Genomic DNA, 17,657 nt, shown 5'->3' with positions numbered 1-17,657 from the left:
AGGATTATATCTAATCAGAGTAAATGATTAGAAAGCGTATCTAGCTTGGAAGCGGATAAAATCTTGTTCTTGATCTTTGCCGTCCGCGCCATTTTTTTCTAGCTCAGCGTGTGACCAGAAAGTTTTGAAGCTAAGTTTTTTGTTGTATTTGTAATCAGCTCTTACAACTGTTTCCCAGCCATCTGTATCAGTTCCGTTCATACCCTCAAATTCGCCAGCTACATAATCAACACCTAGTCTTAGACCAGTATCTGGAATAGTGTAGCCAAGTGTAGCATACCATGCCCAGTTGTCGCCTGCGAAATCTGTATAGCCGATTAGAGCTTCGCCTGCGCCAAGGAAAGAAGTGTCATCTTCAAATGATACTCTTGAATGTGTGCCTGCATCTGTGTCGTATTTAACATAACCAACGCTTGCATCGAAACCAAACAAATCTGCGCTAGCCTCTACACCGAAGTAATCAGCATCATCAACAACGCCACCGCCTTGGATGCTTGTGTATTGTCCGTCGAAATCAGAGAAAGCGTATTGAGCTGTCAAGCCTAGGTTGATATCCTCTGTAACATCGAAGCTTAGACCAGCTTCAACTGCGAATAAATCAACAACATCTTCTAAGCTAGCATACCATAGTTGGAAAGATACCGGATCATAAGAACCGATAGCTGCTACACCCCATAGGTTGTGTTGATCTAGTTTTTTACCATCTGGTGCAAGTGTCGCAACTTCTGCATTCATAGCAATATCGCCATCTGGCTCCAATGCATCCATATATAGAGCAGCAAGAGTTAAGCCCTCGATATCTTGATTAACGACTTTCAAACCATCGCCATACATATCGTCTGTGAAGAATGCGCCTATTTTTTGGCGACCTAGTTGAACTGTTGTGCCACCAATTTTATATCCTAGGTATCCTTGGTATAGATCAAATTTTGTTGTATCTGCATTAGCTGTTCTGCTCTCTGCCCAGTCGCCATCGTGAGCATAGCGAATACCAGCTACGAAGAAGAAGTTATCATCGATTTTTGTATTTACATTAACAACGCTTTTGAATCTCCATCTGTGATCATTGCGTCTTGCAGCATCGGCTTTATCGCCAGCTTCGCCAGCAAATTTATTGTCATTTTTAGTGCTATCAATACGCATCCAAGCGAAACCGCTTACATCTACATCTTTGATTGCATCTTCTAATGCCACAGCACTTGCTGATGTAGCAAATGCACCTGCTGCTAATGCAGCTGCTAAACTAAGTTTGAATAATTTCATTTGAACTCCTTGTAAAAGTTATGGTCGTAATAGTAGCACAAAATACTAAATTATTTGCTTAAAACAATCTTAATTTTACTGAAATATAACCATTTTGTTACCGAGTATTAACCAAAATCGCTGAATTTTGCATAAAAAAAGCGAAGTGCGCTAACACTTCGCAAATATTGAAAGGAGTTTGATTTCGATAGGGTAATTGTAGCTAAATTTGAGTAAATATATGGCAACAAATGAGAATTATTTTTAATAGTGAAAAATTTGCAGTTAAGCTAAATTTGGCTGATAAAATTCGTAAAATTTATGCGAAATTTATAATTTTTGGCGCGAAATTTGCCCTTTTTGTTAATTTTGCGTTAAATTTTAAAGGGCGAAATTCGGGCGTAAGTTATCAAAAACTGATTTTTTCTTCGGTTGGGGCTTTGATATTTTCGTTTTTGTGGAGCTGTTTTTTGATGATTTTGGTCGGCGTGTAGCTCTCTTTCTTGCCCGGGGTGATTTTGCGAGAGAGTATTTGCGCGCTAGAAACGGTGCCGTTTGTAATGCTGATGAGTGCGACATCGCCTGGGTTGGCGAAGTATTTATTTGATTTGGCGGTGCATTGCTCGCTACCATTTATAAATTTATATGTATATGCGACTTTGCTCTGTCTTGTGTAGCTAGAAATCTGCATTTTGCTGGCGGTGGTGTCTGGGCAAAGTGGCGTGGTGCGTGGCGCGAAAAAGGCGCAACCTGAGAAGCTTAGCGCGATTAGGCAGGGTAGGATTAGGTTTTTCATTTTTTTCCTTTTTTAAATTTTGGTTTTTAATTTTAAAATTTTTTCGGAAAAATTGCAAATTTTGGCTATTTTGTCATTGCGAGTTTTCGTAGAAAGCGAAGAAACTACGACTTTAATTCCTTACGCTAAATTTGCTGTCATTGCGAGAAAACGAAGTTTTCGAAGCAATCTAGGGAAATTTAAATTCAAAATTCTACTTAAATTTAGCATTGAATTATTTTTTAAATTTTAAGCAAAATTTTGCTTTTCTCGTAAGGGGGAAGGGGGCTTGAATTGCGAGGTCGCGCCCCTTCCCCCTTACAAACCCCCAACCCCCGACGACGCTTTACAAGGTGGCTAAATTTTAAAAAAGCGTTGCTTTTTTAAAATTTAGCTGATCTTATTTTTCGTTACGGCTTCGCCGTGCTGGATTGCTTCGTCGCTGTAAAACAGCTCCTCGCAATGACACGGATTAGAGTTTTTAAAAACGCTAAAAAGAGACAAATTTGTGCAATAGTTATGTAAATTTGTCTTTGAATTTTATTCTCCATACATGACGGATTAGGTGCAAATTTAATTATTTTTCTTTTTTATATGGCAACATAGAGTAAAGAATAGTGCAAAATACAACTATCGTAGCAAAAAAATAGAGAATTTCAACAATACTTTTTTGAGCCAAATATGTAATAACATAAGAAAAAGAAATTATTAAAAAATCCATTATTTTCCTGCGATTTCTTTTGCGATTTTGTCGCGCAAATCTAAAATTTCATCTCGTTTGATGACAAAGCTGTTTTTGTTGGCGATGAGGTGCGCTGAGCTGTGCATGATGACCTCGGCGACTTTAAGGCCGTTTTGCTTCATCGTAGCGCCTGTTTCGACCACATCGACGATAGCGTCTGATAGCCCTATAATCGGAGCTAGCTCGATCGAGCCGTATAGTTTGATGACCTGAGTGGCGACGGCTTTGGTGGCGAAGTATTCGCGCGTGATATTTGGCATTTTGGTTGCGATTTTGATACCTGGGGTGTTGTAATCAAGCTCGGTTTCGTTTGGCACGCCCACACAGACTCTGCATTTGCCGATTTTGAGATCTAGCAGGCGCAAAACATCTGGTTTGTGCTCTTCGAGCACATCTAGCCCCACTACGCCGATATCTGCTGCGCCTCCGACGACATAGGTAGGAATATCTTGGTTGCGGACATAAAGAAATTTAAAATCACCCTCTTGCATGATTAATTTGCGGTCTTCAAAGGCAAATTCTAGCCCAAAAATGCTTTTGAAAATTTTGAGTGTATCATCGGCAATGCGACCCTTTGGTAGCGCAATCGTAATCATAAAAGTCCTTTTTGTGAGATTAAATTTTTCATAGCGCGGAAAATCAAATCCCTATCATAAACGCCGTTTTTGAAATGTCGCATTAAAAACGCGCCGTCCCCGCCGGTAAAGTGTATGCGTTTATCGCCAGCAATGTCGGCTATGGCTAGGATTGTTGGTTTGAAAATGCCGTAATTCACGGCGTCGCTTGTTTTTTGCGGAAGCGAGTCTAGGGAAATTTTCGTCGAGAGATTGACATCTAAAACAGATGAAATTTCGCCATAAGTGCGAAGCATAGCGTGGATTCCAGGCAGGATAAATCCGCCAAGGTGGGTGCCACCCTCCATGACATCGACCGTGATAGCACTGCCTGCATCGACGATGACGCCAGTTTCGACCATACTGCACGCGACGATTCTATCTATTCCTAGCCCTTGGTAGGTGGTGTTTATGTGGAAATGGTGCGTAATGTCGATAAATAGGGGGTTGTTTAGCTTGCGTTGCACTCTGGCATTTACATTTATACAATACACTCTCTCGATTGGTTCGTAGTTCAAAAACTCGTCGATACCCATAGCAAAGGTTGCGCCGTTATCATAAAATTTGGCATGTGTGTTGCCGATATCACATAAAAGCATAGGTTTTAAATCCGTTTTCTTCTAAAAATTTTTTACTTTTTGAGCAAATTTGGCTGTTGTGAAACAAAACTCGTTTTTTGATAGTTTTGCCTAAATTTGCGCAAATTTGTTCGGTTAAAGTTAATAAAAATTCGCTATCTCGCATAATGAAGTGAGATGATGCCTCGCGCATGAAAATCAGGGTATTAAACCCAGATAAATCCACGCCAAAATAGGCGCTGTATGCGCGGGAGCGAGTGAAAATTTTCAAATCTATGGTTTTGAAATTTTTAAGCAAAATTTCACGGCTAACCATGAGATTGGAAATTTTACTTAGCAAAATTTAGCACTTTATCATCGTAGTAAAATGACGAATTTGCGCTAAATGCGCGAGAGTCAATCTCATCGCTTAGCTCAAAAATCGCCTCACTTTGCAGATTTTTATCCGTGCGGATAACAAAACCTGTGCGCTCTACGATATAAAGGTATTCCCCGCTAAATACACCCTCTAATAGCTGAGCGAAGGTAAATTTGCGAGATTTTATTAAATTTAGGTTTTTATCCAAAAGCTCGACCGTGCCGTCTTTTAGCAAAAGATAGATTTTATCGCCGTCAAATAGGACATTTCTAATGTCGCGGTTGTAGGTTTTGTTGCCATTTGGGCTGATGAGAACTAGCCTTGTGCCTGTGCCTGCATAAAGGTCGTCGCCACGGGCTTGAAGCGTGGTTATGTTGTTAAAAAATGGTTGATTTGATACGACGAAATCCCTCACAGAGCGGCCACCTGTGCGCTCTACGATATTTACTAAGCCGTCAAGTGCTGGGTAGGCTACTAATTGGTTGATAAAAAGCGGAGCGGCTGTGCGTGAATCTATGGCAAATGCGTCGCCGATTTTATCATCTAGCACCATAGCGCCCGAGCTTAGGCGAAAGAGCATTACGCTATTATCGCTCATTACAAGTGCTAAATCATCGCCGTCAATCGCGCCACTTAGGGCATAGCGTTTGAGATCTCGCTCAAATTTCACACTGCCATCTGCGCCCAAAACCCTAGTAGTGCCGTTTGTGTCTGTGGCGATGAAATTTCCATTATACTCGCCTAAAAATCGCTCGTTTTCGTTAAGTTTGATATTTTCATTTACGCCTGATTTAGTGATAACTGCGCCGTTTGATAGCGTGGCGCCCTCTTTGGCAGCATAGACGATTTCGGCTGGAAGCGAGCCGTTAAAGGCCATTTCGCCTGTGATATTGTCATCGCCTGGGTCGAAATACTGGCGTTTGGTCGAACAACCGAAAAATAAAAACGAAAGCAGAAGTGTAAATATGATTGATTTTTTCATTATTTATTTCCTTTGTAATGTTTTAAATTTAACGCTAAATTTCGCACTGGCGAATCTATGGCGATTTTGTCAAATTCGGCGTTTGCGGCCTCGATTTGACCTGTTTTTAAAAGCTCGTATCCCTTTACGATAGCGTCGTAATCGTTAAGCAAAAGTGGGCTTTGTTTGCCGTTTTGCACGCTGATAATCTCTTTTAGCAAGTAATCGACCTTGCTATCGCTTCCAAGAGCTGTCAAATCATCGGCTGTGCCGTGATTTAGCATATATAACGCGTATAGATTGAAATCTTTGTCTTTTAGCTTGGCTAGTTTTGCGTCATCTCGCGCCTCTAAAAGCTCTGAGTATAGTTCGTTCGCGCTGTTTATGCGAGAATTTTGGATAAATTCGTTTGCCCAGTATCCTACGAAAATCACCATTATAAGGGTAGCGAAAAAGATTAAAGGTTTTTTGTATTTTTTAATGAAAATTTCGCTTTTGATAACGCCTTCTAAAAACTGCTCTTCTGTGCCTATTTCTTTTTTAACGCCTTCGATGTCGTCTTTTAAAGCCAAAGTAGTATCCTTTTGTGATTAAATTTGGCGGTAATTGTAGCATAAAAAAATTTAAATATGCCCAAAGACAAGAATTTTTATGATATAATGTCGCATTTATCAGAAAAGGAAAATTTATGATAATAGATGAAATTTTATTATCAAGGCTCGAAAAATTAGCTGCTTTAAAAATCCCTGATGAAAAACGAAATGAGTTTATCGGTCAGTTAAATAAGGTAGTAGATTTTGTCGAAATTTTAAACGAATTAAAATTAGATGGTGAGGAAGTAGCCATAACTACTTTAAAGGGCGGAACTCCGTTTCGCGAGGATGAGCCACGCGCTAGCGATGTTCGCTCTATTATTCTGGGACATGCACCTTCAAGCGAGGGTGATTATTTTGTCGTGCCTAAAATTATTGATTAGAAAGGAAAAGTATGGAAGATCCAAGAAAAAATTTAGTAGATATCGAAACCTTATTAAAGACAGTTGTTTTTAATAAAGCTTCTGACTTGCACCTAGTTTCTCGCTCAGCACCGCAAATCCGAATAGATGGAACACTTCGTCCTTTGGCTATGGATAGCCTTAGCGGAAGTGATATCGAGTATATTTGCTACGCGATGATTACAGATCAACAAAAAAGCGATTTAGAGGAAAACAAAGAGCTTGACTTCGCGATTGAGTTGCCAAATATCGGACGCTTTCGTGGAAACTACTATTACACTATGAACGGCGATTTGGCTGCTGCGTTTCGTATTATTCCTATCGATATCCCTAGTCTTGATGATTTGAAGGCTCCAAGCATTTTTAAAGAGGTTGTAAAACGCGAAAAGGGTATGATTTTAGTCACTGGTCCGACAGGATCTGGTAAATCAACGACTTTGGCGGCTATGTTAAATGAAATCAACGAAAAAGAGCGCAAGCACATTATTACAGTTGAAGACCCAGTCGAGTTCGTGCATCAAAACAAAAAATCTCTATTTTCTCACAGAAATATCGGCACGGATACACACTCTTATGCGCAAGCTTTGAAATTCTCGCTTCGCGAGGACCCTGATATTATCCTAGTCGGTGAGATGCGTGATAGGGAGACGATTTCTATCGCGATTACTGCGGCTGAGACAGGACACTTGGTTTTTGGCACACTTCACACAAACTCAGCGATCCAAACAATCAACCGTATTATCGATAGCTTCGACGGCGGCGAGCAACTTCAAGTGCGAAACATGCTTTCGGTTTCACTAACTGCGGTTATTTCACAATCTTTGCTTCCAAAGCTTGGTGGCGGTCGTATCGCAGTGCATGAAATTTTGATTAACAACAACGCGGTTGCCAACCTAATCCGCGAAAACAAAGTTCATCAAATTTACTCACAAATGCAACTTAACCAACAAAGCACTGGTATGATTACGCAAACACAGGCTATGGTTAAGGCAATCAGAGCAAATCAAATCGCCAAAGAAACAGCATTGCGCTATTCTACAAATTTACAAGAGCTTATCGGCGTTGTGGGTGCGTGATTATGGAAGGTATAAATTGGTTTGACGCCATTGTAGTGGGTCTGATAATCCTTTTTGGATTAAGGGGTCTTACAAATGGCATTATGAAGGAAATTTTTGGAATTTTAGGTTTGATTGGTGGTTTGTGGATTGCTGTGCGCTACAAAGAGATGGCAGGGGCGTGGATAGCTAGCAAAGTCCCTGCATTGCAAAATGCAAATGGAATTTTCTCCGGCGATACTACTCAGACTTTAATCGGATTTTTGGCTGTGCTTTTTGGCGTGTGGATTATCTGCCTGATTTTGGGCGAGATTATCTCAAAACTCTTTAAATGGAGTGGGCTAGGATTTGTCGATAGAATCGGCGGATTTGCATTTAGCGTGGCTAAAATTTTCTTAATTTTTGCCGTTATCGTAACCTTTGCAAGAGGTCCTATGATGCTAAATGAGCAGACAAAGAAATTTTTCGAAACTAGCGCAGTTGCCCCAGTGCTACTAAGCGTGGGCAAGTGGATTATGGATTTAAAAGACGACCCAGTAGTCAAAGAAAATTTGCAAAGTTTAGAGCAAAAAGCTAGTGAAATTTTAACCCCAAGCGAAGATAATGCGACAGAAATTCAAAACAATATTTCAAACGAGGTTTTTGATATCAATCAAAGCTTGGATTTAAATGTAAGTGAAGGGAGATTGTAATGGACGCTAAAATCGAAAATTTAGAATTTGACGCGCTTTTGCTTGAATTTAAAAAAGCACTTAGCGATAATGGCTTAAAATACACAAAACAGCGCGAGGTTTTGCTAAGAACGCTTTATAATAGCAATACGCACTTTACGCCAGAGGCTTTGCACAGCGAGATCAAGGCGAAAAATCCTGAGCTAAATGTAGGTATCGCCACAGTGTATCGCACGCTAAATTTGCTCGAAGAATCAGGCATGGCGACATCGATTACTTTCGGCGCGCAAGGCAAAAAATTCGAACTTGCAAACAAACCACACCATGATCACCTAATCTGCAAAAGTTGCAATAAAATCGTCGAATTCCGCGACGCTAGTATCGAGAAAAAACAAATCCAAATCGCCAAAGAAAATGGCTTTGTCCTAACTGGCCATATTATGCAGCTTTACGGAATTTGCGCTGATTGCGCGGCAAAAAGGAAATAATTTGTTCGACTCACAATTAGAAATCCAAAGAATAGATAAATCAAACGAATTGCGAAATTTAGGGGTAAATCCATACCCTCATTTTTTAAAACGAGATATGAAAATCGTCGAATTTCGCGAGAAATTCGCTAGTATTGCAAATACAGAAGAAAAAAAATCAGATGAGATTGTAGTTTTGGCAGGTCGTTTGAAATTAAAAAGAGTTGCGGGAAAATCGACATTTGCAAATATCGAAGACGAAAGCGGAAATATTCAAATTTATTATTCGCGCGACAGTATCGGCGAGGAAGATTACGCTAAATTTAAGAAAAATCTCGAAGTAGGCGATATCATCACCGTTACAGGATACGCCTTTATCACGCAAACTGGCGAGTTTTCGATACATGCTTCAAATATCAAACTAGCTTCAAAAGCGATTTCTCCACTACCTGAGAAATTCCACGGCCTAGTAGATATCGAAATGAGATACCGCCAACGCTACCTCGATATGATAATGAACCCAGAGGTTAGAAGCGATTTTATCAAACGCTCTGTCATAATCCGTGAAATTCGCAACTTTTTCGAGGCGCATGGATTTTTGGAGGTCGAAACCCCAATGATGCACCCAATCGCAGGTGGCGCAAACGCCAAGCCTTTTATCACGCACCACAACGCTCTTGATGTGGATAGATACCTGCGAATCGCACCTGAACTTTATCTAAAACGCCTAATCGTAGGCGGTATGGAAGCTGTTTTTGAAATCAATAGAAATTTCCGCAACGAGGGCATGGATTTAACGCATAATCCTGAATTTACCAGCATTGAGTTTTATTGGGCGTGGCATGATTATAATGATGTTATGGATTTGACACAAAATTTAATCTGGGCTGTGATGGATAAGCTAGGGCTTGATAAAAAGCTTCAATACGATGAGCTTGAAATCGACTTTACTAAGCCTTTTGCGCGCATAAAATACCTTGACGCGCTGGTCGAAATAGGTGGATTGGATCCTGAGATTATAAATGATAAAGACAAAATTTTAGCAAAGCTTAAAGCCGATAAATTCGAAGTCAATGAAAAGCTAGATTTGGGTCACTTGCAAAGCGAACTTTTCGATAATTATGTCGAAGCCAAGCTCATAGATCCGACCTTTATCGTGGATTTTCCTATCGAGATTAGTCCGCTTGCAAGAAGGAGCGACGAAAATCCAAAAATCGCTGAGAGATTTGAGCTATATATCGCTGGCAAGGAGATTGCAAACGCATTTAACGAGCTAAACGATCCGCTTGATCAATTCGAGAGATTTAAGGCGCAAATCGACGCAAAAAATGCAGGCGATGACGAAGCGCACGAAATGGACGCTGATTATGTCAAAGCACTAAGTTATGCTATGCCACCTACCGCTGGTTGGGGGCTTGGGATTGATAGATTGGTGATGATTTTATTAAATAAAAAATCGATTCGCGATGTTATTTTGTTTCCAGCTATGAAACCGTTAAATTTAGATAAGGAGTAAAAATGTTGGCAGATTTTGATAAAGAAATTTTTGATTTGATGAGCAAGGAGCTAGCTCGTCAATGCGACCATTTGGAGATGATTGCAAGCGAGAATTTTACATATCCAGAAGTTATGCAGGTAATGGGCTCAGTGCTATCAAACAAATACGCAGAGGGCTATCCTGGTAAAAGATATTATGGCGGCTGCGAATTTGTCGATGAAATCGAAACTATCGCTATTGAGCGATGTAAAAAGCTTTTTGGTTGCGAATTTGCAAATGTTCAGCCAAATTCAGGCTCGCAAGCAAATCAAGGCGTTTATGGAGCGTTTTTAAAACCGGGTGATAAAATTTTGGGCATGTCGCTAAGTCACGGCGGACACCTAACGCACGGCGCAAAGGTTTCAAGTAGCGGAAAGTATTATGAGAGCTTTGAATACGGCGTCGAGCTAGATGGTCGTATAAATTACGACCGCGTAGCCGACATAGCAAATATCGTAAAACCAAAAATGATAGTTTGTGGCGCAAGTGCCTACACAAGAGAGATAGATTTCGCTAAATTTAGAGAAATCGCAGATAGCGTGGGTGCGTATCTTTTTGCCGATGTGGCTCATATCGCAGGTCTAGTTGTAGCAGGAGAGCACGCTCATCCGTTCCCACACTGCCATGTAGTTAGCTCTACCACTCACAAAACACTTCGCGGACCACGCGGCGGTATCATTATGACAAACGATGAAGAATTCGCTAAAAAAATCAATAGCTCGATTTTCCCAGGCATTCAAGGTGGTCCTCTAATGCATGTCATCGCAGGAAAGGCTGTCGGCTTTAAACACAATCTAAGCCCTGAGTGGAAAGTTTATGCAAAACAGGTCAAAGCAAATGCAAAAATTTTAGGCGAAACTTTGGTAAAAAGAGGCTTTGATCTAGTAAGCGGTGGCACAGATAATCACTTGATTTTAGTAAGTTTCCTAAATAGAGAATTTAGCGGAAAAGACGCCGATATAGCACTAGGAAACGCTGGAATCACCGTAAATAAAAACACAGTTCCAGGCGAGATTCGCAGTCCATTTATCACAAGCGGTATTCGCGTAGGAAGCCCGGCTCTGACATCTCGCGGTATGAAAGAGGCTGAGTTTGAGTTTATCGCAAATAAAATCGCAGATGTGCTTAGCGACATAGCAAACACTGAACTTCAAGCAAAAGTCAAAAAAGAGATTGTTGATTTGGCGCATAAATTTATCATTTACGATAAAGCGATGTATTGATTTTAAGGCGCTTCGTGCGCCTTATTACCCTTTTTAAAAGATTTGTTAAATTTTTTAAAAAGGGTAAATAAATTTTTAGGAGATATTATGACAGATAAATTTGATATGAGCGATATCACTATGAACGGAGCGCCAGGAGACGGCACAGCTAGCCTAAAAAAGCTTTTGACTATTGCGGCCGGAATTATAGTTTTGTTTTTGATAGTTCTTATAATAATGAAAGCTATCAACAAAAACGACATTGACACAAACGCAGCCCTAACAATGCCTAGCGAAGAAGAACTAACTAAAAAAGAAGAGGTAAAAAAAGAGCCAGAGATCAATGTGGTTAGCAGCGATACTTCTAACGCGCAGTCTCAAACCCCGGCTCCAAAGGCAGAGCCAGCCCCTGCGCCAAAACCAAGCGAGCTTCAAATTTCAAAGGTTGAAATCAAAAATGAAGTAAAAGATGAGCCAAAACCAGTGGTGCAAAACACTGCCCCTCAAACAAAGGTAGAGATTAAAAAACCCGAGGTCAAAGAAGAGCCAAAACCAGTAGAGATAAAAAAAGAAGAGCCTAAGCCTGTCGTAGTCCAAAGAATCGAGGTTAAAAAAGAAGAACCAAAACCAGAAGAGGTAAAAACTGTAAAAGAGCAGTTGCAAGCTCCAAAGGTTGAAATCAAAAAAGAAGCTCCAAAAGTCGAAGTAAAAAAAGAGACCCCAAAAACCGAGCCTAAAAAAGCAGAGGTGAAAAAGGTTGAGGTTAAAAAAGATGAGCCTAAAAAGGTAGAGGCGAAAAAACCTGAACCTAAAAAAGAGGAAGTCAAAAAAGCCGAAGTCAAAAAAGAGGCTCCAAAAACTGAGCCTAAAAAAGAACCTGCCAAAGTAGGCACTGCGGCAAAAACTGCAAATTCGAGCGTGGGGGCTGGAAATTATATCCAAGTTTTCGCTTCGAACTCTTACGATCCAAACAGCTCAGATGTGCGCAAAATCACAGCCAAAGGCTATAATCCAGTTGGTTTAAAAACCCAAGTAAATGGCAAAGATGTGGTTAAAATTTTGGTCGGTCCATTTAGTGGAGAAGAGCTAAACAAGGCTATTAGCGACATGCGTGCGGTTAATAGTGGCGCATACATTTACAGAGTGAAATAATGCACAAATTTGCCGTTTTTGGCAATCCGATATCCCACTCCATATCGCCTTTAATGCACAATTTGGCGATTAAGCAGCTTGGGCTAGACGCCTTTTATGGGCGGGTTTTGTTAGAAACAGCCACGGATTTGAAACAAAAATTTCTGAATTTAGGTTTAAATGGCGCGAACATCACCGTGCCTTTTAAGCTAGAAGCTCACAGGATAAGCGATGAGCTAAGCGAGGCGGCGCGCGAGATTGGCTCAGTGAATACTCTCGTGCGAAAAAACTCCAAATTTTACGGATACAATACTGACGCGCCCGGGTTTTACGAGGCGATTAGGGAGTTTGGAAGCTTAAAGCGCGTGCTTGTTTTGGGTGCTGGTGGCACGACGCGAGCGATTAGCTATATTTTGGCTAAAAATGGCGTTAAATTCGACATTTTAAACCGCAGCGAAAAAGAGCCAGAAAATTTTAAATGCGAGAATTTTTATACCTATGAAAATTTCAAATTTCAAAGCTATGATTTAGTCGTAAATTCCACAAGTGCAGGGCTTAAAGATGATTTTTTACCAGCCCCAGCCGAAATTTTAGACGCTGTTTTTAAGGAAGCAAAATTTGCATTTGACGCAATTTATGGCAAGATTACGCCGTTTTTGGATTTGGCTAGCACTCAGGGCGTTCGCACAAAAGACGGACGCGAAATGCTAATCAACCAAGGCGCATTAGCGTTTAATCTTTTTTATGACAATAAATTTGACACTGCGCAAATTGCCGAATTTATGGCGCGCGCAGTATCGCTAAAAGGCTAAATTTACTTACTTTTTCGGATTTAAAATCGCGATAAACGGCTCTTTTGCGATTAAATTTGCCCCAAATTTCACATCATCGTTGCTAAGGGCGTTTATGCGCGCGGCATAAATTTTATCATCGTAAAACGGATAGCCAAAAAGCTCGTGCGAAGCGATGTTACTTAGCCAAAAATCGTTGTTTTCGCTGGCTCTTTTCATGGATAAAATTTGCGCTTTTTTGAAATTTTCTAGCTGATCTGCGCTAGTGCCGTTGTGCGCGATATCAGCGACGATTTCTTTGATTCCCTCAATCACCGCTTCTTTGTCCTTTTCGTTGCACGAAAACGAGATATTTAATCCAGATTTTATCTGTGGAAACTGCGCGTATGAGGCACTCACGCTGGCTGAGTAGATTAGCCCTTTGGCCTCTCTGATTTTTTCGGTGATTTGCGTTTTTACGGCACTTTCGAAGGCTTTGAGCTTGTATGAGTTTAAAATGTCAAACTCGCTCAAATCGTAGTTTAGATAAATCATTCTAACCTCGCTTTTATCGCTATCGCCGTAGTTTTCCTCGATTTTTACGGCGTTTGCGCTAAGCTTTGTTTGGGTAATTTCGCCCCTGCCAGCTTTGCCTTTTAAATTTCCTGCGTATTTGGCTAAAATTTCGGTGATTTTATCCTCGTCAAAATCGCCACTTATTACAAACAAATACTCGCCCCCATTAGCGAAAATTTCATCTGCTAAGCCCCCAAAATGCGCTAAATTCGCGCTTTTTACATCGCTTATTTCAAGCGGAGTTTTAAAGCGCAAATCCCCGCTAAATAGCGAATTTACGATTTGTTTGTTGAAGCGAAAATCTATCGTCTCATCTCTGAGCGCAAGGTTAGAGATGGCGCTACTTTGGTATTTTTCTAGCGAATTTGCGTGGATTTTTGGCGTGCTCATTTTCACAAACAGCTCCCTCATCATCGCCTCGAAATCCTTGCTAGCGCTCTCTCCGCTAAACCCGCTAGAAAGCTCGTTTATGCCAAAGCGCAAAGAGTAGTTAAACCCGCTAGTAAGCCGCTTAGCCTCGTATTCGTTAAACTCGCCAATAGTGCCTGAATTTAGCAATGCGCTTAAAATTTCAGCCTCAGCCTTGCTCGCAAAATTTGAAATTCCACCTAGTTTTTTTACGCTGATTTGTATGCTATTTTTTTTGCCCAAATTTCGCTTTAAAATCGCCTTGACGCCATTATCGAAATTTAGCGTGGTTATGTTTTTATCGCTATCGAAATTTTGGCTAAATTTAGCTGGCAAGGGCTCGTTTTCTAAAAGTTTTTTCTCGCCCAGGCCGTTTTTGCTAAAATCAAATGGGGTTGCGTTTTGATAAATTTTATCTATTTCCTCCGCGCTTAAATTTAGATCTTTCGTCGAAATTATCTCCGTAAAGTGCGCCCCGCTCGTGATTTGCTTAAAGTATTCATTGACATCGCTAAGCGAAATTTCGCCCAAAATCGCAAGGCTTAAATCGTGTTTATCCTGCTTGCCAAGCTTAGTGTTGCCGTTTATCACAAAATCCAAAATTTCATAAATTTGCTTGTTTTGCGTGTCGTTTTTGATGAGATTGGTTTGGACGGAGTTGATAAATTCCGCCTTTGCACTCTCAAAATCCCCAGCCGAAAATCCATGCTCCCTAGCGCCCTTAATCGCGCTAAATAGGCTAGTCAGCGTGGCATTTGCGTCGAAATCAAAAATGTTTGCGCCAAACGAGTAAAGTCTGCGCTCACCGAATAAATCATCGCTGTCAAATCCCGCTTTTATGGGGATTTTCGCGCCTATATTTAGGGCATCGTAGCTAAGGCTAAGAAGTTTTGCGATGTAGGTATCAAGCCATGCTTTTTTCATTTCGCCTACGCTGTTTAAGGGGCTGTGCTCGCCGGCAAACACGATATTTACGGCATTTGTGCCAATCTGGGGCTCTACGATGTTTGCATAACCTGCGCCGAATTTTTGCAGGCTCGTATCGCGCGCGATTTTTTTAGAGCGAGGTTTTAAATCGCTAAATTTGGCTTTGATTAAATTTTCGATTTGCGTCGAATTTACATCGCCCACGACGATGACGCTCATTAAATTTGGCGCATAATTTCTATCATAAAACGCCCGCAAACTCGCACTCGTCGCACCCGCTATGGCTTCGTTTTTGCCTATTGGGAAGCGCCTTTGAAAGATCGAGTTTGGATAGAGTGATTTGGCTCTTTGTTCGTAAAATCTGGTTTTATAATCCTTTTTTGCTTCTTCTAAAATCACGCCTTTTTCTTTTTCGACCTCGGCTGGGTCAAATTTCACGCCCCTGGCGTAATCCCTAAATACCGTGAAAATGTCGTTTAAATTTTCATCGCTCACGCTTGCTTGGATATTGTAGGTCGTGTTTTGAAAGCTAGTTTGCGCGTTTAAATCTGCGCCAAATTTCACGCCTAGGCTTTCTAATTTTTTGACTAGTTCGTTTTTGTCGAAATTTTCGCTGCCGTTAAATGCCATGTGCTCGACAAAGTGCGCAAATCCCTGCTCATCGTCGTTTTCGTCGATACTGCCAGCATTTACATTTAGGTAAAAATATGCGCTGTTTTTTGGGACGGGGTTTTGTTGTATGAAGTATTTTAGACCGTTTTCTAGGGTGCCTGTGGTGACATTTGCGTCGAATTTTAGCGCTAAATTTGGATCAAGTGATACGGCGAAATTTAGGCTAAATGCCGCGCAAAGTGCGAAAAATATTTTTTTCATAAATTATCCTTTTTAAAAAAGCGAGATTTTAACTGAAAATAGTAAATTTTAAATGAAAAAAAAGAGAGCTTTTAAAGGCTCTCTTAAAATTTCAATTTTATGGGGATACATAAAGGTGGAGCCTTAGGGGGAAGGCCCCATGCGCACGCGTTTGCGTGATAAATTTGGCGCAGGGGGCTGCGCCAAATTTAGAGTTTTATAGTTTGTCTGAGTTTTTGCCTAAATACTCGGCTACGCCTTGTGGGTTAGCTTTCATACCAGCATCACCTTTATGCCAGCCAGCTGGGCAGACCTCGCCGTGCTCGTTAGTAAATAGCATAGTATCTACCATACGAATCATCTCGTCGATATTTCTGCCAAGTGGAAGGTCGTTGATGACAGCGTGGCGGATTGTGCCGTCGCTATCTAGCAAAAATGAGCCTCTTAGTGCAACTGCATTGCCAAAAAGCACATCGAAGCTTCTAGCGATATCTTTTGTGATATCTGAAACTAGTGGGAATTGGACTTTGCCGATACCGCCTTCATTTACTGGTGTGTTTTTCCATGCAAGATGAACGAACTCGCTATCGCAAGATACGCCGATGACCTCTACGCCTCTATCTTTAAATTCTTTATAGCGTTTGTCAAATGCGATAATCTCGCTAGGGCAAACAAATGTGAAATCTTTTGGATAAAAGAACACAACTGCGCCTTTTGGGCCGATGTTTTTGTAAAGGTTGAAATCCTCTACAATGCTGTTGTCGCCAAGAACGGCTTGTGCTGTGAAATCTACTGCTTTTGTAGTTACTAACATGATATTTTCTCCTTAATAATAAAATTTATCATTTGCGAATTATACACATTTTATCTTATAAAAAATTTAAACCAAATTTACACGCAATATAAAATTCAAATCTAATCAAAATTTTTAATGACTTTTTAAAAATAGTGTGTTATTATTTAGGGTATTTTTTGATAAAGGAGAAAATATGGCAGTAAAAATTACTGATATTTGTATAGCATGCGGTTCTTGTATCGATGAGTGCCCAGTTAGCGCGATTGTTGATGATAGCGATAACCCAACAGGGGCAGACACATACTATGTATATGCTGATAAATGCGTAGAGTGTGTAGGCCACAATGACGAACCAGCCTGTGCAAACGCCTGTCCAACTGACGGCTGTATCGTTTGGAGCGAAGTTGTCGCTGGACAACCAAGCAAAGCTGAAATCGGCGCAGAATTGCGCGGTGGCGATACTCCGGTAGTCGCATAAATACAAATTCAAAATTTTCATGGCTTAAATGCCATGAAAATTTAATTCTTAAATAAATTTTAACCTATTTTAGATATAATCACCCTTTTACAATAAAGGAGTTCGTATGCAACAAACACTATCAATAATTAAGCCAGATGCCGTAAAAAAGGGCGTTATAGGCAAAATCATAGATAGATTTGAAAGCAACGGTTTGCGTATAGCAGCAGCAAAAAAATTGCAATTAAGCGTAGATGACGCAAAAGCGTTTTACGCAGTTCATAAAGATCGCCCATTTTTTGGCGAATTAGTTGATTTTATGGTTAGTGGCCCAGTTGTGGTTATGGTTTTAGAGGGCGAAAACGCAGTAGCTAAAAACCGCGAACTAATGGGTGCAACAAATCCAAAAGAGGCAAAGCCGGGCACAATTCGCGCTGATTTCGCCGAAAGTATCGATGCAAACGCAGTCCATGGTAGCGATAGCCTAGAAAACGCAGCTATCGAGATTGCATTTTTCTTTGCTAAAAAAGAGATTTGCTAAGGT

At 40.7% G+C, this 17,657-nt stretch carries 19 protein-coding genes; 10 read left to right on the top strand and 9 right to left on the bottom strand.

Annotation, left to right across the window (positions count from 1 at the left end; translation table 11 throughout):
* Window positions 1-27: 27 nt before the first annotated feature.
* The 7 genes from OFN98_RS06940 to OFN98_RS06910 all read right to left on the bottom strand — a co-directional run bounded on the left by OFN98_RS06940 (window position 28) and on the right by OFN98_RS06910 (window position 5,842).
* A complete protein-coding gene (locus OFN98_RS06940; RefSeq protein WP_270874998.1) occupies window positions 28-1,263 on the bottom strand; it encodes an OprD family outer membrane porin in 1,236 nt (411 codons plus the stop codon).
* A 388-nt stretch (window positions 1,264-1,651) separates the two neighbouring features.
* Window positions 1,652-2,038, bottom strand: coding sequence for a hypothetical protein (locus OFN98_RS06935; RefSeq protein WP_270874999.1), 387 nt, complete (start codon window positions 2,036-2,038; stop codon window positions 1,652-1,654).
* A gap of 699 nt (window positions 2,039-2,737) precedes the next feature.
* On the bottom strand, window positions 2,738-3,355 hold the full coding sequence (hisG, locus tag OFN98_RS06930) for an ATP phosphoribosyltransferase (RefSeq protein ID WP_270862753.1): 618 nt from the start codon (window positions 3,353-3,355) through the stop codon (window positions 2,738-2,740).
* Entirely contained in the window at window positions 3,352-3,972 is a 621-nt protein-coding gene (locus tag OFN98_RS06925; protein WP_270866574.1) for a type III pantothenate kinase, read from the bottom strand. The genes hisG and OFN98_RS06925 overlap by 4 nt, the downstream gene beginning before the upstream one ends.
* Window positions 3,959-4,291 carry a hypothetical protein gene (locus tag OFN98_RS06920; RefSeq protein WP_270875000.1) on the bottom strand — a complete coding sequence of 111 codons (333 nt, stop codon included), beginning with the start codon at window positions 4,289-4,291 and terminating at the stop codon, window positions 3,959-3,961. The genes OFN98_RS06925 and OFN98_RS06920 overlap by 14 nt, the downstream gene beginning before the upstream one ends.
* Entirely contained in the window at window positions 4,281-5,291 is a 1,011-nt protein-coding gene (locus OFN98_RS06915) for an L-seryl-tRNA selenium transferase (protein ID WP_270875001.1), read from the bottom strand. The genes OFN98_RS06920 and OFN98_RS06915 overlap by 11 nt, the downstream gene beginning before the upstream one ends.
* Window positions 5,291-5,842 carry a hypothetical protein gene (locus OFN98_RS06910; protein WP_270865388.1) on the bottom strand — a complete coding sequence of 184 codons (552 nt, stop codon included), beginning with the start codon at window positions 5,840-5,842 and terminating at the stop codon, window positions 5,291-5,293. The genes OFN98_RS06915 and OFN98_RS06910 overlap by 1 nt, the downstream gene beginning before the upstream one ends.
* Window positions 5,843-5,958: 116 nt before the next feature.
* Here OFN98_RS06910 and gatC point away from each other — a divergent pair, with 116 nt between their 5' ends.
* From gatC to OFN98_RS06870, 8 genes are all read left to right on the top strand, one after another.
* Window positions 5,959-6,246, top strand: a complete 288-nt coding sequence (gene gatC / locus OFN98_RS06905) for an Asp-tRNA(Asn)/Glu-tRNA(Gln) amidotransferase subunit GatC (RefSeq protein ID WP_270859743.1) — start codon at window positions 5,959-5,961, stop codon at window positions 6,244-6,246.
* A gap of 11 nt (window positions 6,247-6,257) precedes the next feature.
* Window positions 6,258-7,340 (top strand): type IV pilus twitching motility protein PilT, encoded by a 1,083-nt coding sequence (locus tag OFN98_RS06900; RefSeq protein ID WP_270859742.1) that lies wholly within the window; start codon window positions 6,258-6,260, stop codon window positions 7,338-7,340.
* 2 nt (window positions 7,341-7,342) lie between these two features.
* Window positions 7,343-8,011 carry a CvpA family protein gene (locus OFN98_RS06895; RefSeq protein ID WP_270862748.1) on the top strand — a complete coding sequence of 223 codons (669 nt, stop codon included), beginning with the start codon at window positions 7,343-7,345 and terminating at the stop codon, window positions 8,009-8,011.
* The gene (locus OFN98_RS06890) at window positions 8,011-8,478 is read left to right on the top strand and encodes a Fur family transcriptional regulator (protein ID WP_270865390.1); all 468 of its coding nucleotides are present in this window, start codon (window positions 8,011-8,013) and stop codon (window positions 8,476-8,478) included. Before OFN98_RS06895 ends, OFN98_RS06890 begins: the two co-directional genes overlap by 1 nt.
* Before the next feature lies 1 nt (window position 8,479).
* Window positions 8,480-9,973: a lysine--tRNA ligase gene (gene lysS / locus OFN98_RS06885; RefSeq protein WP_270875002.1), complete on the top strand. Its 1,494-nt coding sequence runs from the start codon at window positions 8,480-8,482 to the stop codon at window positions 9,971-9,973.
* A gap of 2 nt (window positions 9,974-9,975) precedes the next feature.
* Window positions 9,976-11,217 carry a serine hydroxymethyltransferase gene (locus tag OFN98_RS06880; RefSeq protein WP_270875003.1) on the top strand — a complete coding sequence of 414 codons (1,242 nt, stop codon included), beginning with the start codon at window positions 9,976-9,978 and terminating at the stop codon, window positions 11,215-11,217.
* Window positions 11,218-11,304: 87 nt separating this feature from the next.
* On the top strand, window positions 11,305-12,348 hold the full coding sequence (locus OFN98_RS06875; protein ID WP_270875004.1) for an SPOR domain-containing protein: 1,044 nt from the start codon (window positions 11,305-11,307) through the stop codon (window positions 12,346-12,348).
* On the top strand, window positions 12,348-13,139 hold the full coding sequence (locus OFN98_RS06870; protein ID WP_270876646.1) for a shikimate dehydrogenase: 792 nt from the start codon (window positions 12,348-12,350) through the stop codon (window positions 13,137-13,139). The genes OFN98_RS06875 and OFN98_RS06870 overlap by 1 nt, the downstream gene beginning before the upstream one ends.
* A gap of 6 nt (window positions 13,140-13,145) precedes the next feature.
* Here OFN98_RS06870 and OFN98_RS06865 read toward each other — a convergent pair whose 3' ends face one another.
* Both OFN98_RS06865 and OFN98_RS06860 read right to left on the bottom strand, forming a co-directional pair.
* The gene (locus OFN98_RS06865) at window positions 13,146-15,881 is read right to left on the bottom strand and encodes a M16 family metallopeptidase (protein WP_270875006.1); all 2,736 of its coding nucleotides are present in this window, start codon (window positions 15,879-15,881) and stop codon (window positions 13,146-13,148) included.
* A gap of 196 nt (window positions 15,882-16,077) precedes the next feature.
* Entirely contained in the window at window positions 16,078-16,674 is a 597-nt protein-coding gene (locus OFN98_RS06860) for a peroxiredoxin (protein WP_270859734.1), read from the bottom strand.
* 175 nt (window positions 16,675-16,849) lie between these two features.
* On the opposite strand from OFN98_RS06860, the gene OFN98_RS06855 reads away from it, so the two are divergent.
* Both OFN98_RS06855 and ndk read left to right on the top strand, forming a co-directional pair.
* The gene (locus tag OFN98_RS06855) at window positions 16,850-17,134 is read left to right on the top strand and encodes a DUF362 domain-containing protein (RefSeq protein WP_270859733.1); all 285 of its coding nucleotides are present in this window, start codon (window positions 16,850-16,852) and stop codon (window positions 17,132-17,134) included.
* A gap of 106 nt (window positions 17,135-17,240) precedes the next feature.
* Entirely contained in the window at window positions 17,241-17,654 is a 414-nt protein-coding gene (gene ndk, locus OFN98_RS06850; RefSeq protein ID WP_270859732.1) for a nucleoside-diphosphate kinase, read from the top strand.
* Window positions 17,655-17,657: the final 3 nt, after the last annotated feature.

The organism is Campylobacter sp. JMF_15 NE4 (genome assembly GCF_027737645.1).
Lineage (GTDB): Bacteria > Campylobacterota > Campylobacteria > Campylobacterales > Campylobacteraceae > Campylobacter_B.
This window is presented reverse-complemented; position numbering and strand designations above follow the sequence as displayed.